Annotated in this window: 22 protein-coding genes and 1 riboswitch; of the genes, 17 read left to right on the top strand and 5 right to left on the bottom strand. The window is 66.7% G+C overall.

Going from position 1 to position 22203, the window contains the following annotated elements; genetic code table 11:
• Positions 1-9 precede the first annotated feature (9 nt).
• From BLU62_RS08045 to BLU62_RS08035, 3 genes are read right to left on the bottom strand one after another with little or no spacing between them, the layout of a single operon-like run.
• Complete coding sequence (locus BLU62_RS08045; protein ID WP_074849038.1) at positions 10-576, bottom strand: hypothetical protein; 567 nt, start codon at positions 574-576, stop codon at positions 10-12.
• A 2-nt stretch (positions 577-578) separates the two neighbouring features.
• Complete coding sequence (locus BLU62_RS08040; protein WP_074849037.1) at positions 579-1790, bottom strand: DUF6973 domain-containing protein; 1212 nt, start codon at positions 1788-1790, stop codon at positions 579-581.
• 4 nt (positions 1791-1794) lie between these two features.
• A complete protein-coding gene (locus BLU62_RS08035) occupies positions 1795-2127 on the bottom strand; it encodes a WXG100 family type VII secretion target (RefSeq protein WP_074849036.1) in 333 nt (110 codons plus the stop codon).
• A gap of 548 nt (positions 2128-2675) precedes the next feature.
• On the opposite strand from BLU62_RS08035, the gene mihF reads away from it, so the two are divergent.
• The 8 genes from mihF (at position 2676) to BLU62_RS07995 (ending at position 10994) form a co-directional block, all read left to right on the top strand.
• Positions 2676-2990 (top strand): integration host factor, actinobacterial type, encoded by a 315-nt coding sequence (gene mihF / locus BLU62_RS08030; protein ID WP_004021989.1) that lies wholly within the window; start codon positions 2676-2678, stop codon positions 2988-2990.
• A gap of 40 nt (positions 2991-3030) precedes the next feature.
• Entirely contained in the window at positions 3031-3660 is a 630-nt protein-coding gene (gmk, locus tag BLU62_RS08025; protein WP_208863612.1) for a guanylate kinase, read from the top strand.
• Between the two features lie 41 nt (positions 3661-3701).
• Entirely contained in the window at positions 3702-4001 is a 300-nt protein-coding gene (gene rpoZ / locus BLU62_RS08020; RefSeq protein WP_006357204.1) for a DNA-directed RNA polymerase subunit omega, read from the top strand.
• 15 nt (positions 4002-4016) lie between these two features.
• Positions 4017-5276, top strand: coding sequence for a bifunctional phosphopantothenoylcysteine decarboxylase/phosphopantothenate--cysteine ligase CoaBC (gene coaBC / locus BLU62_RS08015; protein WP_074849035.1), 1260 nt, complete (start codon positions 4017-4019; stop codon positions 5274-5276).
• 103 nt (positions 5277-5379) lie between these two features.
• The gene (gene metK / locus BLU62_RS08010; protein WP_074849034.1) at positions 5380-6588 is read left to right on the top strand and encodes a methionine adenosyltransferase; all 1209 of its coding nucleotides are present in this window, start codon (positions 5380-5382) and stop codon (positions 6586-6588) included.
• 60 nt (positions 6589-6648) lie between these two features.
• Positions 6649-8625 (top strand): primosomal protein N', encoded by a 1977-nt coding sequence (locus tag BLU62_RS08005; protein WP_074849033.1) that lies wholly within the window; start codon positions 6649-6651, stop codon positions 8623-8625.
• Positions 8626-9585 carry a methionyl-tRNA formyltransferase gene (gene fmt, locus BLU62_RS08000; protein ID WP_074849032.1) on the top strand — a complete coding sequence of 320 codons (960 nt, stop codon included), beginning with the start codon at positions 8626-8628 and terminating at the stop codon, positions 9583-9585.
• Entirely contained in the window at positions 9582-10994 is a 1413-nt protein-coding gene (locus BLU62_RS07995) for an RsmB/NOP family class I SAM-dependent RNA methyltransferase (protein WP_074849031.1), read from the top strand. The genes fmt and BLU62_RS07995 overlap by 4 nt, the downstream gene beginning before the upstream one ends.
• Positions 10995-11162: 168 nt before the next feature.
• On the opposite strand, the gene BLU62_RS07990 is transcribed toward BLU62_RS07995, so the two are convergent.
• Both BLU62_RS07990 and BLU62_RS07985 read right to left on the bottom strand, forming a co-directional pair.
• Entirely contained in the window at positions 11163-11642 is a 480-nt protein-coding gene (locus tag BLU62_RS07990; protein WP_074849030.1) for an SRPBCC domain-containing protein, read from the bottom strand.
• Positions 11639-11974: an ArsR/SmtB family transcription factor gene (locus BLU62_RS07985; RefSeq protein ID WP_074849029.1), complete on the bottom strand. Its 336-nt coding sequence runs from the start codon at positions 11972-11974 to the stop codon at positions 11639-11641. The genes BLU62_RS07990 and BLU62_RS07985 overlap by 4 nt, the downstream gene beginning before the upstream one ends.
• Positions 11975-12164: 190 nt before the next feature.
• Between BLU62_RS07985 and BLU62_RS07980 the strand changes: the two genes are divergently transcribed.
• From BLU62_RS07980 to BLU62_RS07935, 9 genes are all read left to right on the top strand, one after another.
• The gene (locus tag BLU62_RS07980; RefSeq protein WP_208863670.1) at positions 12165-13424 is read left to right on the top strand and encodes a 13E12 repeat family protein; all 1260 of its coding nucleotides are present in this window, start codon (positions 12165-12167) and stop codon (positions 13422-13424) included.
• 121 nt (positions 13425-13545) lie between these two features.
• Entirely contained in the window at positions 13546-13851 is a 306-nt protein-coding gene (locus BLU62_RS07975) for a hypothetical protein (protein ID WP_074849027.1), read from the top strand.
• Positions 13851-16358, top strand: coding sequence for a TPR repeat domain-containing protein (locus BLU62_RS07970; protein ID WP_074849026.1), 2508 nt, complete (start codon positions 13851-13853; stop codon positions 16356-16358). The genes BLU62_RS07975 and BLU62_RS07970 overlap by 1 nt, the downstream gene beginning before the upstream one ends.
• An 849-nt stretch (positions 16359-17207) precedes the next feature.
• Positions 17208-17912, top strand: a complete 705-nt coding sequence (gene rpe, locus BLU62_RS07960; protein WP_074849024.1) for a ribulose-phosphate 3-epimerase — start codon at positions 17208-17210, stop codon at positions 17910-17912.
• A gap of 8 nt (positions 17913-17920) precedes the next feature.
• A complete protein-coding gene (ribD, locus tag BLU62_RS07955) occupies positions 17921-18946 on the top strand; it encodes a bifunctional diaminohydroxyphosphoribosylaminopyrimidine deaminase/5-amino-6-(5-phosphoribosylamino)uracil reductase RibD (protein ID WP_074849023.1) in 1026 nt (341 codons plus the stop codon).
• 94 nt (positions 18947-19040) lie between these two features.
• A riboswitch (FMN riboswitch) is annotated at positions 19041-19197 on the top strand.
• A 44-nt stretch (positions 19198-19241) separates the two neighbouring features.
• Entirely contained in the window at positions 19242-19883 is a 642-nt protein-coding gene (locus tag BLU62_RS07950) for a riboflavin synthase (protein WP_074852762.1), read from the top strand.
• A 20-nt stretch (positions 19884-19903) separates the two neighbouring features.
• Positions 19904-21223: a bifunctional 3,4-dihydroxy-2-butanone-4-phosphate synthase/GTP cyclohydrolase II gene (locus BLU62_RS07945; RefSeq protein ID WP_074849022.1), complete on the top strand. Its 1320-nt coding sequence runs from the start codon at positions 19904-19906 to the stop codon at positions 21221-21223.
• Positions 21220-21732, top strand: coding sequence for a 6,7-dimethyl-8-ribityllumazine synthase (gene ribH, locus BLU62_RS07940; protein ID WP_074849021.1), 513 nt, complete (start codon positions 21220-21222; stop codon positions 21730-21732). Before BLU62_RS07945 ends, ribH begins: the two co-directional genes overlap by 4 nt.
• Positions 21729-22193 carry a PH domain-containing protein gene (locus tag BLU62_RS07935; RefSeq protein ID WP_074849020.1) on the top strand — a complete coding sequence of 155 codons (465 nt, stop codon included), beginning with the start codon at positions 21729-21731 and terminating at the stop codon, positions 22191-22193. The genes ribH and BLU62_RS07935 overlap by 4 nt, the downstream gene beginning before the upstream one ends.
• The last annotated feature ends 10 nt before the right edge of the window (positions 22194-22203 follow it).

Genomic DNA, 22203 nt, shown 5'->3' with positions numbered 1-22203 from the left:
GGCCCGGTGTCAGCCGCCTCCGGTCGTGGTCACGAGTTCCGGGGGGTCGAATTCCGTCGATGCGGTGAGCGGTTCGTCGCGCTGGACGGTGCTCGGTGCGTCCCGGTCCAGTCGGACGAAGCCGGAGTACCAGTCCCAGTACATGGACTGCACCGGCTGTTGACCGTGGAAGAAGATGTACCAGCCTCGCGTGCCGGAGTCGGGGTCACTCTCGTGGATACCGAGAAAGCAGATCCCGCTCGTGCCGGCCATCGCGTTGATGTCGCTCGACGTGGCGCTGTCGTCGATCGGGAGCATGCGATCCCAGGTACCGCGCCACCCGGCCCTTTGCGCGACCTCGCCGAGGGTCGTGGATGCCGTGCCTGCCTCGGCCAGTTCGGTGGCCGCTTGGCGGAATTTCTCGGATGACCCCAGCGGCTGGGGGTTCTCATGGACCTCGAATCGGGTGTCGCAGTTCTCTTCGGTGGTGGTCCGACCGATCGGCGATATTCCGGCACAACCGCTGACCGTGGCGATGGCCAGGACTGCGGTGGCCACTGCTGCCACGCGGTGCAGCATCTTGTCGATCTCGCGCATGATCAGTTTCCACCTGCCGGGAGTGGGATGTCGGTGAGCGGCGGCTTGCCGGTGTGGTGCTCCCTGACCTGGTCGCTCCAAGCGATCTGATTGTCGGAATTGATCACAAGGGTTTCTCCGTCACGGACGGCCTTGTCCACGAGGTCGGCGAGTTCCCTGGGGCTCGCGTCCGGGTGCGCTGTCGCGATGCGGCGACCGACTTCGTTGTTGTAGAGGTCCATCGCCTCCCGGCTGGGAAGGTTGCCTCCGAGGCCCTCGTGTGCGGTCGCGAACCGCTCGGTCCATTCCGCCCCGAACTCTTTGGTCATCAGCGCATTCCAGAATGTGTGGCGGAACGCATCCCCGTGGCCGTCTGAACTCGTCTTCGGGCCGTTGCCTTTTCGGTCGACGTGCCTGCTGTCGGCGACATCGTCGGCTATCGAGCGGATCTCGAAGACCTTGGCGACCTTGGCCGGGCCGGCCGGGCCGGAGGCGGCCATCAACGTCAGCATCGCGACCTCCTCCGGTGTCAAGAACTGGGGCTCGAAGCCGGGGACCACGGCGCGGATCGTCTCGAGGAGCGCACCACTCGGCCACAATCGGGCGCCACCTCTGGACGCGTCGGTCTGGTACTTGAGGAGGATCTCGGCGAGCCTGGGGTCGGACGGAACGCCCGTCGCACCCAGCTTCACCGAGTCGGGAAGCCGCTCGAGTACGGAACGCAGCTCCTCCGAACCCCGGCGGTCGATGTCCTCGACACGAGCGAGCGACCCCCGGATCGCTGCGGTGAAGAAGCCCTCGGCCGCCTCTTTGTCGGCGATTTTCACCGGAAAGGCTGCCTTCCAGATCCGGAGCCACTCGAAGTTGGATTTGGTCGAGTACACGCTCCCGTCGTCCTTCACCCTGAGGGAGTACTCCGAATCCTCGGCTTCCTGGACCTTCGCACGGAGGTGCTCGATTTCTCCTTCGAGTTCTGACACCCGCGAGTTGAATTTCTCCGCCACGTCACCGATGACCGTGGCGCTCTTGTTGGTGATCTCGGCGTCGGACTGGGAGGCCTGTCTGGCCTCCTCGCCGCCATACCCCTTCCAGTACTCCCACGAGGAGTCGAACGCGCCGGCCGCTCTCGTGACCTCGTTCGCGAACTCGGTCGATCTCGACGTCAACGAGGCACTGACGGTTTTCGCATTCGCGAAGTTCCAGCCCAATACGGTCTTGACTGTGTAGTCCGACACCGCGTCAGCCTCCCGGGGTCGCCGGAACGCCCGCCGGGCTGCCGGAACCGGCGCGGGAACCGCCCTCGATTTCACCGGCGCCCGCCCTGTCGGCGGCCTCGTAGGTGTCAGCGGCCGTCACGCACAACCTGGCGTACGTGTCGAAGGTCTCGGCGTGGTATTCGACGACCTCGTTCAGTGCGCGCGCGGCGTCGCGGAGACTCACGACGAGTTCGCCCCCTACCGCTCCGGCGATCGAATCCACGCCGTTGCTCAGCGGCGCGAGTTGCCTCACCGTGCCTGCCGTCGCCCGCATCTTCCCGCCCAGTTCGCGTACACGCGCTGGATCGACCTCCATCAACCGCCCCCGATCAGCTACTTCCCCAAAAGTCAGATCAGCGTAGCGGCAAGCTGCGACGACTTCCGGTAACCGTCCCCAGGAGGGCTGAAGGGGCCCGCGACACGCTGAAGGTGCACTCGAATTCCGGACGAATCTGGTCACACCACTTCCGTCACACCTGTCTCAGCATGTGAATCACGCGATCGGTTGTGTTTCGCATTGCTATCGACCTTGCCGGCCGGTGTCACTGCGTTGACCTGCGGGTTTGGGATAAAAGCCGTAGTCAGAGCGTTGCAACACTGAGTGAAGCGTTGATGTGCCGCAGCGAACTGTGGTGGTGCCCTACAACATGAGAAAACACCGCGAAAACGGGGGGTCGCGCTCGCAAATGCCTGATCACGTGGGTACGGTCGCATTCGCCGCCAACAATCGGTGGTGCCGGACGGGTCCCCAGCCCGACCGCATCGTTGCGAAGACGACGCAGCATCGCCAGAGTGGCAACAGCCGTCGGACGCCTCACGGCGGACGATGACAGTCCCAACCAAGAACGAAAGACGGAGGAACCCGTGGCCCTTCCCCAGTTGACTGACGAGCAGCGCGCCGCTGCGTTGGAGAAGGCAGCTGCCGCTCGTCGCGTCCGCGCGGAGCTCAAGGAGCGCCTGAAGCGCGGTGGCACCGATCTCCAGCAGGTGCTCAAGGACGCCGAGAACGACGAGATCCTGGGCAAGATGAAGGTCTCGGCACTGCTCGAGGCCCTTCCCAAGGTCGGCAAGGTCAAGGCTCAGGAGATCATGACCGAGCTGGAGATCGCTCCGACCCGCCGCCTGCGTGGTCTCGGCGACCGTCAGCGCAAGGCTCTGCTCGAGAAGTTCAGCTCCTGAGCGTGAGCATCGCTATCGAACACGGCAGCGTGACGACCTCGTGGGACCGGCGGTGACCAACCGGCCGGATACCGCGGGAACCGCACGCACGAGGGGTCGACTGATCGTTTTGGTCGGCCCCTCGGCCGTCGGCAAGTCCACTGTGGTCGCCAAGGTGCGCGCCGCACTGCCCGAGCTGTACTTCAGCGTCTCGGCAACGACTCGCGCGCCGCGTCCCGGTGAGGTCGACGGTCGCGACTACTACTTCGTGTCCGCCGATGACTTCGACAAGATGATCGCCGGTGACGAGCTCCTGGAGTGGGCGGAGATCCACGGTGGCCTGCAACGATCGGGTACACCGGTCGCGCCCGTCCTCGCCGCTCTGGAAGCCGGTAAACCCGTCCTCGTGGAGGTCGACCTGGTCGGCGCGCGGAACGTCGTCGCCCGGCTGCCCGAGGCGACCACCGTCTTCCTGGCCCCGCCGAGCTGGGACGAACTGGTGGCCCGGCTGACCGGCCGCGGCACCGAGAGCCCCGAGGCGATCGAGCGCCGGCTGGCCACCGCGAAGGTCGAGATGGCCGCGAAAGACGAGTTCGACCACGTCATCGTGAACAGCGAAGTCGACCGAGCGGCCTCTGACTTGGTATCCTTGCTGGTCGGACCTGAGCAGCCCACCGCGCCCGCGACCTGACCAGCATCTCTGACATCCCAGACCTCGACGCAGGAGTTTGTGTGACCACCCCGACCAATTTCGACATCACCGAGATCGCCGACGCACCGGCATACGACACGCCGCTGGGTATCACCAATCCGCCGATCGACGATCTCCTCGAGCGCGCCTCGTCGAAGTACGCCCTCGTCATCTACGCGGCCAAGCGTGCGCGCCAGATCAACGACTACTACAACCAGCTCGGTGACGGCATCCTCGAGTACGTCGGCCCGCTGGTCGAGCCCGGCCTCCAGGAGAAGCCGCTGTCGATCGCGATGCGCGAGATCCATTCCGATCTGCTCGAGCACACCGAGGGCGAATAGCCTCGGACGTCGGTGATGACCAAACCGACCAAGACACGACGCCGCATCCTCATCGGCGTGGGTGGCGGCATCGCCGCATACAAGGTGTGTTCGGTGATCCGCCACTTCACCGAGGCCGGCCACGAGGTTCGTGTGGTCCCGACCCCGGCGGCGCTGAAGTTCGTCGGCAAGGCGACCTTCGAGGCGCTCAGCGGTAATCCGGTCAGCACCACCGTCTTCGACGACGTCGACGAGGTCGCGCATGTGCGTCTGGGCCAGGGCGCCGACCTCGTCATCATCGCGCCGGCGACCGCGGACCTCATGGCCCGCGCCGCACAGGGACGCGCCGACGATCTGCTCACCGCGTCGCTGCTCACCGTGCGTTGCCCGGTGCTGTTCGTGCCGGCCATGCACACCGAGATGTGGGAGCATCCCGCCACGCAGGCGAACATAGCGACCCTGCGCGAACAGGGTTCGACCGTGATGACCCCGGCGTCCGGCCGGCTCACCGGCACCGACTCGGGTCGCGGCCGTCTCCCGGACCCGCAGGAGATCGCCCTCATCGGTGAGCTGCTGCTCGACCGCGCCGACGCGCTGCCCCACGACCTCGCCGGTGTCCGCGTGCTGATCAGCGCCGGAGGCACCCGCGAGCCGCTCGATCCCGTGCGTTACCTGGGCAATCACAGCTCCGGCAAGCAGGGGTTCGCGCTGGCCCGAGCGGCCGCGCACCGTGGAGCGAGCGTCACCGTCGTCGCCGGTTCGACCGCCGATCCGGGCGATCCCGCCGGAGTGGACATCGTGCGGATCTCCACCGCGCAGGAACTCTCCGAGGAGATGACCAAACGCGCGGCCGACGCCGACGTCGTCATCATGGCCGCGGCCGTCGCCGACTTCCGGCCCGTCGCGGTGGCCGACGCCAAGATCAAGAAGGGCGATCAGGGTCCGGCCCCGATCGAACTGACCACCAACCCCGACATCCTCCGCGGCCTGGTCGAGGCGCGCGAGGACGGCCGGATCCCCGCCGGCACCGTCATCGTCGGATTCGCGGCCGAGACCGGCGACGAGACCGGCGGCGTGCTCGATCACGGTCGCGCCAAGCTCGCACGCAAGGGTTGCGATCTGCTGGTCGTGAACGCGGTCGGCGACGGCAAGGCGTTCGGCACCGAGGACAACACCGGTTGGTTGCTGTCGGCCCAGGGCGACGAGACCGCGTTGCCCTTCGGGTCGAAAACACTCATGTCGAGTCGGATACTTGACGAAGTGCGACAACTGGTGCCTGATGGTCGGGGGGCCTGAGCGGCACCGTAGTTTTGAATCGACTCCACCGGCCACCACGACCGGCCGTATACCTGCCAAACGGCGCCGGAGCCATCCGCGCGCGAGATCTCGAGAGGATCTGATGACCACGTCGTCACGCCTGTTCACGAGCGAATCCGTCACCGAGGGACATCCCGACAAGATCTGTGACGCGATCAGCGACTCGATCCTCGACGCCATCCTCACCGACGACCCGAAGGCGCGGGTGGCGGTGGAGACGCTGGTGACGACCGGTCAGGTTCATGTCGCCGGTGAGGTCACAACGACGGCCTACGCCGACATCCCCGGCATCGTCCGCGCCAAGATCCTCGAGATCGGCTACGACTCGTCGACCAAGGGCTTCGACGGTGCGTCGTGCGGCGTCAACGTCGCGATCGGCGCGCAGTCCCCGGACATCGCGGGCGGCGTCTTCAACTCCCACGAGAGCCGCAGCGGCATCTCCGAGGACGAGATCGACAGCCAGGGCGCCGGTGACCAGGGCCTGATGTTCGGTTACGCCACCAACGAGACCCCCGAGCTGATGCCGGTGCCGATCGCCCTCGCGCACCGCCTCTCGCGTCGTCTCACGGAGGTCCGCAAGGACGGCACGCTGCCGTACCTGCGCCCCGACGGCAAGACCCAGGTCACCATCGAATACGACGGTGACATCCCGGTTCGTCTCGACACCGTCGTCCTGTCGACCCAGCACGCTGCCGACATCGACCTCGACAACCTGCTCGCACCCGACATCAAGAAGCAGGTCGTCGACGCGGTGCTCGCCGACATCGACCTGCCGACCCTCGACACCTCCGACTACCGACTGCTGGTCAACCCGACCGGCAAGTTCGTCCTCGGCGGCCCGATGGGCGACGCCGGGCTGACCGGCCGCAAGATCATCGTCGACACCTACGGCGGCATGGCCCGCCACGGCGGCGGCGCCTTCTCCGGCAAGGACCCGTCGAAGGTCGACCGCAGCGCCGCGTACGCGATGCGGTGGGTCGCCAAGAACGCGGTCGCCGCGGGCCTGGCCAACCGCATCGAGGTCCAGGTGGCCTACGCGATCGGCAAGGCCGCCCCGGTCGGCCTGTTCGTCGAGACCTTCGGCACCGAGCACGTCGACCCGGCGGTGATCGAGCGCGTGATCAAGGAGAACTTCGACCTGCGCCCGCTCGCGATCATCCGCGACCTGGACCTGCTGCGTCCGATCTACGGACCGACCGCCGCGTACGGCCACTTCGGCCGTACCGACGTCGACCTCCCGTGGGAGCGGACCGACCGCGCGGACAAGCTGCGCGCGGCCGCCGGTCTCTGACCCCGAAGGGCGCAGTCCCTGCCCCCGAAAGGCGCACGGGTCCCGGCTGATTCGCTGCCGGTGGCCCGTGTGCTGCCCATTCTCGGACTCGCACACCTCGACCGACCGTTCGACTACCTGATCGACACCGACCAGGATGCGACGGCGCTCCCGGGGGTGCGGGTCCGCGTTCGGTTCTCCGGTCGTCTCGTCGACGGATTCCTCCTCGACCGCATCGAGAAGAGCGATCACCCCGGCAAGCTGGGGTGGCTCGATCGCGTCGTCTCCGCCGAGCCGGTCCTGTCTCCCGAGCTCGCGTCGCTGTGCCGGGCGGTCGCCGACCGGTACGCCGGGACCATGGGAGACGTTGTCCGCCTGGCCATTCCGCCGCGGCACGCGCGGACAGAGAAGGAGACGACACCGGAGCCGTCGACCGTCGTCGAAGCACCCGACCTCGAGGCGTGGCGACGCTATCCGCTGGCCGAGTCGTTCCTCGAGGCGCTCGGCGGTGATCACACGCAGGGCAGTCCGCGAGCAGCCTGGCAGGCCCTGCCCGGGGAGAACTGGCCGCGCCGGCTCGCCGAACTCGCCGCGACGACTCTCGCGGCCGGCCGCGGATGCATCATCATCGTGCCCGACCAGCGGGACCTCGACCGCGTGTGGGCGGAATGTGAACCGCTCGTCGGTGATCAGGGTGTCGCACTGGCGGCCGGCCTGGGCCCCACCGCGCGGTACCGCCGCTGGCTCGCAGCGCGCCGAGGGGCGGCGAAACTCGTGATCGGCACCCGCAGTGCGGTCTTCGCGCCCGCCACCGATCTCGGTCTGGTGGTCGTCTGGGATGACGGTGACGACAGCATGGCCGATCCGCGGGCGCCGTATCCGCACCCGCGGGAAGTGGCGGTGCTGCGGTCCCATCAGGAGCGTTGCGGACTCATCCTCGGCGGCTTCGCCCGCACCGCGGAGGCACAGGCACTCGTCGCATCTGGCTGGGCGCACGACCTCGTCGCCGACCGTCCGCTGGTCCGCCAACGCAGTCCGCGGGTGCAGGCGATCTCCGACGACGACCGGCAGATCGCGCGGGACCCGATGGCGCGGTCGGCACGTATCCCCGAGGTCGCGTTCGACGCGGCCCGCTCGGCGTTCGCCGCCGACCGTCCCGTGGTGTTCAGTGTCCCGCGTCGCGGTTATGTGCCGTCGCTGGCGTGTACGCGGTGTCGGGAACATGCCCGGTGCCGCGCCTGTAACGGACCTCTGCAGATGGGCGGCGATCAGCGTCTGAGTTGCCGCTGGTGCGGCCGTCCGGAGCGGTCCTTCCGCTGTCCCGAATGCGGCAACACGAAGGTGCGGGCGACGGTCACCGGTGCCCGGCGGACCGCGGAGGAACTCGGACGTGCCTTCTCCGGCGTGCCGGTCCTCACCAGCGGCGGCGACACCATCATCGACGAGATCGAGCCCGGCGCACGGCTCGTCGTCGCGACGCCGGGCGCCGAACCGGTCGCACCCGAGGGCTACGGTGCCGCGGTCGTCGTCGACACCTGGGCGCAACTCGACCGCGCCGACCTGCGCGCGGAGGAACACGCGGTCCGACGCTGGATGGCGCTGGCCGGGATGGTGCGGCCCCACGGCGAGGGTGGTCGCGTGGTCATCGTCGCGGATTCGACGCTGGCGCCGGTGCAGGCGCTGATCCGTTGGGACCCGGTCGGTTTCGCGTCGTTGCAGCTGAATCAGCGCGTCGAACTGGGGTTCCCGCCCGCGGTCACGATGGCCTCGGTGGACGGACCGACGCAGGTGATCACCGACTTCGTCGAGCACCTTGAACTGCCCGAGGGATCGGATGTTCTCGGACCCGTTCCGCTTCCGCCGGGTGTGCGTCCGCCGGCCGGGAGTGCCGAGTGGGAGGCGGCCGCAGACGACGAGATGGACCGCATTCTGGTGCGGTTGCCGCGCAAGCACGGACGTCTCCTCGCGGAGGCTCTCGCGGCGGGGCAGGCGCGACGCAACACGCACCGGCAGACCGGGCCGATCAGGGTGCAGGTGGACCCGCCTACGATCGGATGAATGCGCATCGTTTTCGCCGGCACCCCCGAGGTGGCCGTGCCGTCGTTGCAGGCCCTCCTCGACTCGCCGTCGCATGAGGTCGTCGGCGTCATCACCCGGCCCGACGCGGTGTCGGGGCGCGGCCGCAAGGTCGTGCGATCGCCCATCGGCGTGCTCGCCGACGAACACGGCCTCGAGGTGATCACCCCGCGGCGGATGTCCGAACCCGACGTCGCCGAGACGCTGCGTCGCTGGGCCCCGGACTGTGCGGCGGTGGTGGCCTATGGCGGCCTCGTCCCCGAAGACCTCCTGGCGCTCCCGACCCACGGGTGGATCAACCTGCACTTCTCGGTGCTGCCCGCGTGGCGCGGCGCGGCGCCGGTGCAGGCCGCGATCGCCGCGGGCGACGAGGTGACCGGCGCGAGCACCTTCCGCCTCGAGAAGGGCCTCGACACCGGGCCGGTGTACGGCATCCTGACCGAGACCATCCGGCCCACCGACACCAGCGGTGATCTCCTCGCGCGTCTGGCCGACGCCGGATCGGGCCTCCTGGTGAGCACGCTCGACGGCATCGAGGCCGGGGGACTCATCCCCGAACCGCAGCCTGCAGCCGGCGTCAGCCACGCACCGAAGGTCGAGGTCGAGGATGCCCGTATCCGCTGGGATCTGCCCGCGCACATCATCGATCGCCTCATCCGCGCCTACACACCGGCGCCGGGACCGTGGACCAGTCTCGACGACGCACGGATCAAGGTCGGTCCGGTGCGGCCCGTCGACTCCGATGACGCGACCCTTCCGGAGGCGGTTCGCGCCGAGCCGCTGACCGCCGGTGCCATCGCGGTGACCAAGAAGGCGGTGTTCGTCGGCACCGGCTCGACGCCGGTGAAACTCGGCACCGTGCAGCCGCCGGGGAAGAAGCCGATGCCGGCCGCCGACTGGGCCCGTGGCGCCCGACTCACCGATGGGACGGTGCTGGGATGAGTGCGAACCGACGACCGGATCAGGGCAAGCGCGACAACTCCGCGAAGTTCCGGCAGAAGGATCTGGACCCGGCGCGCGTCGCGGCCCGGGACACCCTGCGTGCGGTCCGGGAGCGCGACGCCTACGCGAACCTGGTTCTCCCGAAGATGCTGCGGGACCGCAAGATCGAGGGTCGCGATGCGGCTTTCGCCACCGAGCTCGCCTACGGCACCGCCCGTGCCCAGGGCCTTCTCGATGCCGTGATCGCCGCGGCGGCCAAGCGGCCCGTCGACGAGATCGACGGCCCGGTCCTCGATGTGTTGCGGCTGGGGGCCTACCAATTGCTGCGCACGCGTGTGGGTTCCCACGCTGCGGTGTCGACGTCGGTGGATCTCGTTCGTTCCGAGAACGGGATGGGCCCTTCGGGTTTCGCGAATGCCGTGCTGCGCAGGGTGTCGCAGAAGGACGAGGAGATGTGGGTCGACGAGCTCGCGCCGTCGCCCGCCGAGGATCTCGTCGGCTACCTGGCCTTCCAGTACGCGCACCCTCGCTGGATCGCCGAGGTGTTCCGCGACGCGCTGGGTGGGTCGGCCGGCCAGTTGCAGGCGGCGCTCGCCGCCGACGACGAACGGCCCCCGGTGCATCTGGTCGCCCGACCCGGCTACATCACTGCCGAGGAACTGGCGCTCACCAGCGGGGGAGAGGAAGGCGATTACTCGCCCTACTGTGTGTATCTGCCCGGCGGCGATCCCGGTGATGTGGAAGCGATCCGCGAGGGCTATGCGGGTGTTCAGGACGAGGGCAGCCAGCTGATCGCGCGTGCGGTCACGGTCGCCGAGGTCGCCGACGACTCCGGCCGCTGGCTCGACATGTGTGCGGGTCCGGGCGGGAAGGCCGCGCTGATCGGTGCGCTCGCCGAGATCGACGCCGCGCGCCTGGACGCGATCGAGGTGTCGAAGCATCGCGCCGAGTTGATCCGCAAGGTGGTCAGCGACCTGCCGGTGACGATCCACGTCGCCGATGCCCGGTCGAGCGGTCTCGAACCCGGATACGACCGAGTCCTGCTCGACGCGCCCTGCTCCGGTCTCGGCTCGCTGCGTCGACGCCCCGAATCCCGTTGGCGCCGAACCCCCGCCGACGTCGACGAACTCGTCGTGCTGCAGAAGGAGCTGCTGACGGAGGCGTTGCGCCTCGTCAAGCCAGGTGGCGTCGTGGTCTATTCGACGTGTTCGCCGCATCCGGCCGAGACCACCGCGGTCGTCGCCGACGTGCTCGCATCGGTGGACGGCGCTCGTCAGCTCGATGCGCGGCCGCTGGTGACCGTCGGCAAGCTCGGTCCGGAACTGCTCGGTGACGGACCGCACGTGCAGTTGTGGCCGCACATCCACGGGACGGATGCGATGTTCCTGGCGGCGCTCACGAGGGACTAGTGTTCAGTTCCCGTGTGAGCCGGTAACTGCCGCGACCCCTTCGTAGTCTGCGACTGCCGCATGGCCGGTCGGTTCGTATTCGAGGATCAGGAGTCCTGCAGGCGTTGCCGTTTGGTGCGGGTCCCTGGGTGACGCCGTCGAGAGTCATGAATTCGGTTATGGTGATCTTCATTGCCGTGCTTCGCTTTCCACCAGTTCGGTGAGCGCGGCGGTCACCGAGCCCCAGCCGTCGTAGAAGCCGAGTTCATGATGTCGGTCGCGATCGGATGGATTGCCGTGGCGTACGACGACGCTGTACTCGGTTCCGTCGGTGTGTTCGGCGAAGGTGATCTCCGCGGTCATGGGGACCGGCGCCGGTTCCGCGGGTCGCCAGGAGCTGTCGATGGCGTTGGTGAACACCAGACGCTCGTTGGCGTCGACGACGAGGAAGACGGCGTCCATGTGCGGGATGAAGGTCTCCCCGTCCTCGCTCATCTGCGTGACCAGGGCGCCGCCGGGGCGTGGCTCGAGTCGGTCGACTCGGGTGACGGTCGGGGAGGGCGTCCACCATTTCGCGAGCTGCTCGGGTCGGGTCCACGCATCCCAGATCCGTTGTCGCGGTGCGCGGATGATGCGCTGCAGGGTCAGGTCGAGTTCGGGGTCGATCATGATGTCTCCTCTGGTTCGGTGACGAAGGCTTCGAGTCGGTCGGTGCGTTCGGTCCAGACGATGCGCTGGTGTTCGAGCCAGGTCTGCAGGCGTCGCAGGCGTCGCCGGTCGAGCGTGCACATCCGCGTTCGGCCGGTCTTCTTGGTCATGACCAGCCCGCTCTCCTCGAGGACCTTCAGGTGCTTCATGAAGGAGGGGAGCGTCATGGGGAAGGGGCCGGCGAGTTCTCCGACTGTCGCGGGGCCGCGCCCGAGTCGCTCTACGACGGCGCGGCGGGTCGGGTCCGCCAGCGCACCGAAGATCTCGTCGAGCGTGACCACACTGTTTGCCATGTAGCTAAGTGTTTCATGGTTGGTCGCTGAACTCAACGGCTAAGTGATCGCCTTGAGGAGTAGCTGTGGAAAGTAGGGCCGGAACAGCCTATGTTCGTGTAATATCGAACGTATGAGCGAATCAGTGATCGCCGAAACGCCGACTCTGTCGACACGTGATCTGCGGTCTTTCGTATCCCTCCTTGCCGGCATGGCTGCGCCGGCTGACGAGGCCGAGTCGGTGGAGCGGCTGACTCTGCTCGAGGAGATCAAGTCGGCGTGCACTGCGGCCCAGGTACGTGAGACCGCGAATCTCGATCAGTTGCGTGCCGACGATGAGGCCGCGCGGAATGTTCCGCAGCGGCGACGGGGTCGAGGGCTCGCCGCCGAAGTCGGGCTGGCGCGCAAGGCCTCACCGCAGAAGGGGAGTCAGTACCTCGGATTCGCTCGTGCTCTGGCGCACGAGATGCCGCACACGATGGCCGCGCTCACAGATGGAGTGCTGACCGAATGGCGTGCCACGATCCTCGTCCGCGAAACCGCTTATCTGACTCGCGAATCGCGCGAGGAGATCGATCGTCTGGTGTGTGGTGATCGGGCGGCACTGGTGGGTGTTTCCGACCGTGAGATCGAATCGTCGGCGAAGCGCCACGCCTACGAGCTCGAGCCGGCGGCGGTGGTTGCGCGAAAGGCCAAGGCCGAGAGAGATCGTCGGGTCAGCGTGCGACCTGCACCGGATCTGATGGCCAAACTGTCGGCGTTGTTGCCGATGACGCAGGGGATATCGGTGTACGCCGCGCTCAAGAAGCACGCCGACTCGGTGGTCGGCGTAGACGATCGGACTCACGCCCAGATCATGGCCGACACGCTCGTCGAACGCGTCACCGGTCGCGCTGCATCAGAGCCGGTGCCGGTTGCGATGGACATGGTCATGTCCGATGAATCTCTGCTCGGTCTGAACGATTCGGCCGCGGAAGTGATGGGGTACGGGCCGATCCCGGCAGAAGTGGCACGGGAACTCGTCGCCGCTTCGGTGTCGCCGGATGGTGAGACCGCCTCGACGCTGCGCCGTGTCTATGCGCGTCCGTCTGATGGTGCACTGGTGGCGATGGAGTCCCGTTCCCGCGGATTCCCGCCCGCACTGGCACATTTCATCCGGCTACGAGATCAGCGGTGTCGCACCCCGTACTGTGGCTCGCCTATCGCCGAGATCGACCACGCCAAGCCGCATCGGCATGAAGGCCCGACCAGCGAGGCGAATGCCGACGGTATCTGTGTCACCCATAATCGCGCGAAAGAGGCCGATGGCTGGACGTACTCGGTCCGCATGTCCGGCGACATCCGGGTCATCGACGTCATCACGCCGACCGGCGCCCGGCATCGAAGTACCGCGCCACCGGCGGTCGGGCACCGAGATCCGGAGCGAAGCGTCGTCGAGACGAAGCTGCTGCAGATCCTCGCGGCTGCCTGAGCAGAGGGCGACTCAGTCCTGCGAGTTGTGGATCGCGAATCCCCACTTCGCGCTGACTCGTATTAGGTTGTCTGAGTGGAGTGGTGTCGAGAATATCGATGCCGGGGACGGGGGACTCACAGTGACTTATCGCCTTGAAGCCGAAAAAGGAGAGATCGAGGGCGTCGGCAAGACGTTGGCAGGGTGTTCAGAGGCCACGAGGGCGCTGTGGTCGGGCAGCGCCGGCTTCTCTGACGCAGCTGGGGCGATGCCTGGTTCAGCGTTCAGCGCCGCCTGTGCCGGCAAGGACGACCTCGTTCGTACCCTTCTTGGGCGCGCAGCCGCACGCATGGACGCGGTTTCCCAGACGTGCCACCAGGTCGCCACAGAATTTGCCGACACCGACGAAGAGTTGGCGAGCGCTTTCCGAGCCATTTCGGAGTTCTGATGAGCCGTCCAACTCGGTCGACGGTCAACAGCTGGGATGTCATGGCCCTCTTTGGGCCTGCGCGTGCGCTGCAGACGACGGCGGAGAACCTTCTGATCCAGACAAAGACGATGGCCGAGGCGCCCATGGATGTGGCGGGCTGGAAGGGGGACGCAAAGAACGCGTGCGTGGAGCGGACGGGCTCTGACAGAACAGAGATCAACAAGCTCGGAACCGAACTCGGTGCGGCCGCGAGAGTGCTGCATGACACCGCCGCCGCGATCAGCCCCAACCGAAGCACTGCCCTCACCAAAGCCCTCGGCCTCGAACTCGACAAGTTCAGCGTTTCGGATGATTGGACCGTGCGCGACGCTCGCGACTACGCGGCGGAGTTGAACGGAGTGGAGGCCGGGAGCGCGGCCGAACAGTCGATCCTGAACGATCAGGCCAAACGTGCAGAAGAGGCGAAGACAGCGACTCTGTCCCTACAGTCGCTGGCGGACCAGATCGGAGAAGACGACCGGAACGGCGCACGCGCGCTCAATGTGATCTTCGGCAACGCCGAGATCAATGCTCCGCTCAGCTCGAGCTTCTCCGCAGGACAGGCAAGCCGCGACGTCCAGGCGATCATGAGCGGGACCGCGACGCCTGATCAGAAGGAGCGTTTCTACCGTGCGACCAGCCTGACGCCTGAGCAGCGCGCGGCACTGGCGAGGGGCGAAGACGCTGTCATCCCGAAAGAGCAGTTCGACTATCTGAAGGCCATCTACACCCCCAACTGGGGTCAGAGCGCGGAGGGCTCCGCGCCCTACTCCCTCGACGCGTTGAAGCGTTTCGGCGACGAATACAGTGGTACCGAGCGAGACGCCTTCAAACAAGGGCTCGCCGACGGCGTGTTCTTGCTCGGGAATCCTCAGCTCAGAACCGACCAGACGCAATCGAATTCATTTACGGAAATCTACGGTGGCGGCCAGGAGATATTCGTTACGGGTGGCATCAGTCAAGTTCCGCAGCCGATACGGGATGTGTTGACTAGTCCCGCTGCCAGTAAGAGTCATGTCGCTGCCCCCGATGGCGGAACGCACTCCGGCGGACATCGGTCGGTGACTGACCTGAAAACGTTTGGTGGGCTCAAGACGGTCATGGACATCCTGGAGCATCGTTCGGTCGATTCGAATGGAAGCGTATATGGCAGCGAGTCGGTACAACTGGGTAGCGACGTCGACCGAGCCCTGGTTGCGCGAGCGGGAGAGATCGCGGCGGCAGGACGTGGCGAATACGTCTCGAACCCTGGGTATTTCGACCACAACGACGTATCGAAGGCGGATGCAGAAGGTCTTCTGACCCGGATGTTGGACGTCGCGGGAGGCGATCATATCGCGGTCCACGACGCGGTGATGGCAGCGACTGGCGGCGGATCGGCAGGCTCCATGCCAACTGTCTACGACCTAGATGGCAACGTGCGGTCCTTCAAGGATGCTGAGATGTTGAAGCATCTGTTCACCTACGACTGGACCGACGGCGCCGGGAACAAAAGTTCCGGGGTGAACAAGCTGTTCAACTGGATGCCCGGTTCCGCGTATGCCGAAGACGGGAGTTCGTTCGAGTTGCTGGCGGACAGTACGCGTGCTGGAGAAATAGCTACTTCGCTCACTCAATACTTCGGCGACCAGAAGGATGCCTTTATCGATATCGGCGACGACAAACTTGCCCTCGGTGAGTTGAATGGCGAGTTGGCTCGAACGCTCGCTGCGGCGATTGGTCCCCATACCGCTGTAATGGGAGGGGCAGATCCCGCGCTGTTCGACTCGCACGGGGTCTCTGAAGTCGACCTAGCGGATCTGAAGGCAACCTTCCAGGTACTGAACTCGGACGCTGACGCAGGGAGAATTGTCAATTCTCTTACCGCGCTGCAAATCGACACTCTGCAGGAAGAATTCGGTCGCAATCCGCACGATTACGGCCTCGGTGAGGTGACTGGTCGCTTGGAGGGTGCGATGGCGAGCGGTCTCGACTCTCACATCGAAGAGACAAAGATCGACGGCCGTCACTTGGCGGCGCGCGAGGCTGCCGTCAGGGGTGCAATGTTCGAGAGCGCGGCTGGCTTGCTTTCCGCGGTGCCGGGTTTGGACCCTGCTGTGAACCTACTGCTGGCCGGCGCAGCTCCGCAGGCGCAACTGCATTTCTCGGGACTGCCTACCGACCCGGACACGATAATCGCGGACCCTGAACTACGAAAGTTGCGAACAGAGATGTATACGTCGCAGATCGATCCTAATGCCAAATACGCGCAGATTCTGGAAGGTTACTTCAGGTCTCATCCCGAGATAGCTGATGATCCAGATTTTCGTAAACTTTTTTCGGCGGACGGCGATGTTGATTTCGAGGAAATGAGACGCACTAAAGTTATGCCGGAGGTGGCTGATGTCGAGGAGGCTGCCACATATGCTCAGCGCTTGCTGACGTCGGATATTAATTCGTTCGCTCTCCGCCACAACGAAAACTTCGAACACGCGTACAAGAGGTAGTTGAATGCAAACGAAATTTCCGGGGAGAGTGCATTTTGTCGGATGTTCGCTTGTCGCGATCCTTCCGATCCTGGTCACGGGCTGCGGCGTGCTTCCGAACTCGGCCACAGACTCCGAAGTATCGCATACAACGAAATCTCCCATAGCCGCTGATATGCCACCGAACTTGAATGCTTCCTTTCGCTGGGTACCCGCAGACGCCCTTGATCTCATGAGTGCGGAGGGAACGTTCGTTCGCGCTTACACCGAATCCTTCGAGCTCGCGTTCCAAGGCCAATCCGCTGATTGGGGTTACCCCGGGTTCATCGATGCGTCTCCGAGGGACATTGACGCACAAGTGAAATTGGTGGCGAGCAACAGTTCAACTCGCAAGGTCGTCAATACGGTCTTCTATCGTCCGCTCCGACGTGTCGACACCGGTCCGACGAGCAGACTCGTTCTGTGCCGGAGTGAAAGTTTGTCGATCGAACAACGGTCTCCGTCGAGCGATTCTGAGTGGAGGAAGATCGGGAAGCCGTGGGGATACCCAGTTACGATCGAGTTCACGCGATCTGCAAACGGGAGCCCCCCGGAAGAGCAACAGGGTTCCATGAGATCTCCTTCGCATTCCGTGTTCGGAGATTGGCGGGTCACCTACTACGACCGACTCGGCGTCGGACCCGAGAACCGGGCCGATATCGTGGCGTGCGATGCCCTTCCCCCGAACCCGGATCTGCCCGCGGTGGGTGTCGAGGAGGGATCGCAACCCTGGCCGACTCTGCCTCCATCCCCCGGGTGGCCGGCCAACGGAGTCTGAGACACCGGGACGCTTTCGTCCGCACCGACCCTCTCGCCCTACACTTGTCCACCATGTGCACCGCTGGTAACGCGCCCATGATCGCCCCGTCCATCTTGTCCGCGGACTTCGCGAATCTCGCCGACGAGGCGGCGGCGGTCGCCAAGCCGGGTGCCACCCGCGCCGACTGGTTGCACGTCGATGTCATGGACAACCACTTCGTGCCGAACCTGACCTTGGGTCTGCCGATCGTGGAGAGCCTGCTGAAGGCGACCGACATCCCGCTCGACTGCCATCTGATGATCGAGAACCCGGAGCGTTGGGCGCCGCCGTACGCCGAGGCCGGCGCCTACAACGTCACCTTCCACGCGGAGGCCACCGAGAATCCGATCGGGGTCGCCCGCGACATCCGGGCCGCCGGTGCGAAGGCCGGGCTGTCGATCAAGCCGGGCACCGCGCTCGAGCCGTACCTGGAGATCCTCCGCGACTTCGACACCCTGCTGATCATGAGCGTCGAACCCGGATTCGGCGGACAGAAATTCATCCCCGAGGTCCTCGAGAAGGCCCGCATCATCCGCAAGTTCATCGATGCCGAGGACCTGAGGCTGCTCGTCGAGATCGACGGCGGCATCAATGCCGACACCATCGAAGAGGCCGCCGAAGCGGGAATCGACTGTTTCGTCGCGGGATCGGCCGTCTACGGTGCGGCCGACCCCGGCCAGGCCATCGCCGCCCTGCGCGAATCCGCCGCGACCGCGCGCGCCCACAGCGACATCTGACCCACCACATGAACATTGCCGCCGCCATGGACCGCGCCGTCGAGGCGTCGTATGCGGCCATGGGTGTCAGCTCGCCCAACCCGCCTGTCGGAGCGGTGATCCTGGCAGCCGACGGCACCCTTGCCGGCGTCGGCGCCACCCAGCCGCCGGGCGGCCCGCACGCCGAGGTGATGGCACTGCGTGCGGCCGGTGACGCGGCGCGGGGCGGGACTGCGATCGTCACGCTCGAACCCTGCAACCACACCGGCCGCACCGGGCCGTGTTCGCAGGCACTCATCGAGGCCGGCATCGCCGAAGTCCACTACGCGGTCAGCGACCCCAACCCCGTCGCCGCCGGCGGCGCGGACACCCTGCGAGCCGCCGGCATTCGGGTGACCGGGGGAGTCGCAGTCGACGTCGTGGAGAACGGTCCGCTGCGTCCGTGGCTGACCCGACAGCGACTCGGGCGCCCGATGATCACCGCCAAGATGGCGGCCGGCGTCGACGGCCGGATCGCCGCACCCGACGGCACCAGCCAGTGGATCACCGGCCCCGCTGCCCGCGACCACGCCCACGGGCAGCGGTCACGCCTCGACGCCATCGTGATCGGCACCGGCACCGCCCTCGCGGACAACCCGACCCTCACCGCCCGCACCTCCGACGGCGGTCTGTACCCGCACCAGCCGTCACGCGTCGTACTCGGACGCCGCGACCTGCCTGCCGACGCCAACCTCCGCGACGACACCGGCGGGCCGCTGGTCCGCGTCGAATCGCACGAGCCGGCCGACGTCCTCGCCGCGCTGCCCGACGCACTGTGGGTCCTGGTGGAGGGTGGTCCGCACATCCTGGGCGCCTTCTTCGACGCCGACCTCGTCGACGAGGTCCACGCCTACGTCGCGCCGATGGTCCTGGGGGCCGGCCGCAGCTCTGTCGAGATCCCCGGGGTGACGACACTCTCCGACGCCAGGCGGTTCGAGACCTCGGGGGTCGCAACGCTCGGTGATGATGTCTTGATCACACTCACACGCCGTTTGTCGACGTCGGGGCAGGGTTGAGCAGGACATGTTGCGCGACACACCGCCGGCGAACTGTTTCGCTCAGCGAAATTCCAATGCGACTCCGTTCTCGCATCGTGCTAGCGTCGATATCACCAGTTCTCGGGGCGGGGTGAGATTCCCCACCGGCGGTGATGAAGGTGCGGTGGATACGCAACTTCCAGCCCGCGAGCGCCTGTCAGATGACAGGGACAGCAGATTCGGTGAGATTCCGGAGCCGACGGTCATAGTCCGGATGCGAGAGAACAGGCGACACAATGCCGCCCTGTCTGCTCCGAGCGAGCAGGAGGAGTGCGTGTTCACCGGAATCGTGGAGGAACTCGGCGTCATCGCCGACCGCGAGGATCTCTCTGATGCAGCCCGCTTCACCGTGCGGGGACCCATCGTCACCGCCGATGCGGGCCACGGCGACTCCATTGCCGTCAACGGCGTGTGTCTCACCGTCGTCGACCTCCGTCCCGGCGAGTTCACCGTGGACGTGATGGGGGAGACCCTGCGTCGAAGTTCCCTGTCCGACCTCGCCGCCGGCAGCACCGTCAACCTCGAGCGCGCCATGCCCGCGAACGGGCGTTTCGGCGGCCACATCGTGCAGGGCCACGTCGACGGGACCGGTCGCGTCCTGTCCGTGAGCCCCTCGGAGAACTGGACGGTCGTACGGATCGGCGTGCCCGGGAAACTCACCCGCTACCTCGTCGAGAAGGGCTCGATCACCGTCGACGGTGTGTCGCTGACCGTCTCGTCCGTCGGCGGGACAGGTGACGACTCGTGGTTCGAGATCTCCCTGATCCCCACCACTCTCAACGAGACCAATCTCGGTGCCACCAAGCCGGGCACCGTGGTCAACCTCGAGGTCGACGTCATCGCGAAGTACGTGGAACGTCTGCACCTCGGCAACCAGGCCGATGTCCCTGCGCTTGATGTCACAGAGGCGAAATGAGCACAACGAGTGAGGTTTTCATGAGCGAATTGCCACGTGACGGAGAAGGCGAGACCAGCGGTGAGGGGGTCAAGCTCGACTCGATCGAACGCGCCATCGCCGACATCGCGGCGGGCAAGGCCGTCGTCGTGGTCGACGACGAGGATCGCGAGAACGAGGGCGACCTGATCTTCGCGGCCGAGATGGCCACCCCGGAGCTCGTCGCGTTCATGGTCCGCTACACGTCCGGCTACCTGTGCGTGCCGCTCGACGGCGACTCCTGCGACCGCCTCGGCCTGCCCCCGATGTACTCGATGAACCAGGACAAGCACGGCACCGCCTACACGGTGACCGTCGACGCCCGCGAAGGCATCGGCACCGGTATCAGTGCCTCGGACCGCGCCACCACCATGCGTCTCCTCGCCGACCCGGAGGCCACCGCGGGAGACTTCACCCGTCCCGGTCACGTCGTCCCGCTGCGCGCCAAGGAAGGCGGCGTGCTGCGTCGTCCCGGCCACACCGAGGCCGCCGTCGACCTCGCCCGCCTCGCCGACCTCGCACCGGCCGGCGTCATCTGCGAGATCGTCAGCCAGAAGGACGTCGGCTCGATGGCCCGCTCCGACGAGCTGCGCGTCTTCGCCGACGAGCACGACCTCGCCATGATCTCGATCGCCGACCTCATCGCGTGGCGTCGCCGCCACGAGAAGCACGTCGTGCGCGTCGCCGACGCCCGGATCCCCACACGTCACGGCGACTTCCGCGCCGTCGGCTACTCCAGCATCTACGACGACGTCGAGCACGTCGCCCTGGTAAAGGGCGACATCACCGGCGACGACGGCGAGGGACACGACGTCCTGGTCCGCGTGCACTCCGAGTGCCTGACCGGCGACGTCTTCGGCTCGCTGCGCTGCGACTGCGGTCCGCAGCTCGACGCCGCGATGGAGATGGTGGCCGAGGAAGGCCGCGGCATCATCCTGTACATGCGTGGCCACGAGGGCCGCGGCATCGGCCTGCTGCACAAGCTGCAGGCCTACCAGCTGCAGGACGCAGGAGCCGACACCGTCGACGCCAACCTGGAACTCGGCCTGCCCGCCGACTCCCGGGATTACGGCCTCGGCGCGCAGATCCTCGTCGACCTGGGGGTCTCGTCGATGCGTCTGCTCACCAACAACCCGGCCAAGCGCGTCGGGCTCGACGGCTACGGTCTGCACATCGTGGACCGGGTCGCGATGCCGGTGCGCGCCAACGCCGAGAACCTGCGCTACCTTCGCACCAAGCGCGACCGGATGGGACACGACCTCGTGGGCCTCGACGACCACGCGCTGCCCGGTGACGACGCATCTGAAGGAGCCCCCGCATGAGCGGCCACGGAGAACCGACCCTCGAACTCGCCGACGCCGGCAAGCTCCGGCTGGCGATCGTGTCGTCGCAGTGGCACGAGAAGATCTGCGGCGCACTGCTCGACGGCGCGGTCCGCGCAGCCAACGAGAACGGTGTCACCGAGCCCACCATCGTGCAGGTCGCCGGTGCGATCGAACTGCCGGTCATCGCGCAGGCGCTGGCCCGCACCCACGACGCCGTGGTCGCGCTCGGCGTCGTGATCAAGGGTGAGACACCGCATTTCGAGTACGTGTGCGACGCGGTGACCGCCGGTCTGACCCGGGTCTCGCTCGACGAGTCGACGCCGGTCGGCAACGGTGTGCTGACCACGCTCAACGAGGATCAGGCGATCGCCCGCGCGGGCCTGCCCGGTTCGACCGAGGACAAGGGTGCGCAGGCGACCGTCGCCGCACTGGCCTCGGCGCTGACCCTGCGTGCGCTGCAGCGCGGCGAGGCCCTGCCGACCGCGGTCGGAGGAGCATCGGCGTGACCTCCCCCCGTTGGGACCTCGTCTACCGGCCGCGCAAGCTGCCGCGGTGGGCGATCGCGGCGGCCGTCGTGATCATGGCGATCCACATCACCTTCGGGCTGCTGCTGACGATCGAGGACGTCGGGGTCCGCAACCTCGGCGGCTCCGACCAGGTCGCGATCATCCTCATCGGTGTCCTGTTCACGGGCGTCGCCCTGCTGTTCACCCGGCCGCGGCTGCGTGTCGGGCCCGAAGGTGTCGAGGTGCGCAACCTGGTGCCCACGCGCCTGTTCACCTGGGACCAGGTCCTCGGACTGACGTACCCGGAGAAGGGTTACGGCGCCTGGCTGCTGTTCCCGTCCGACGAACACATCACCGTGCTGGCGGTCCAGGCCGGCGACGGCCCGCAGGCCGTTGAGGCGATGGCCCGTTTCCGCGAGCTCGAAGAGCGCTACCGCGGGACCGTCCGACCCGCCAACTAGCCTGGAACAC

The organism is Gordonia westfalica (assembly GCF_900105725.1).
Taxonomy (GTDB): domain Bacteria; phylum Actinomycetota; class Actinomycetes; order Mycobacteriales; family Mycobacteriaceae; genus Gordonia; species Gordonia westfalica.
The sequence above is the reverse complement of the archived record's forward strand: the minus strand, read 5'-3'. Positions and strand labels throughout refer to the sequence as shown.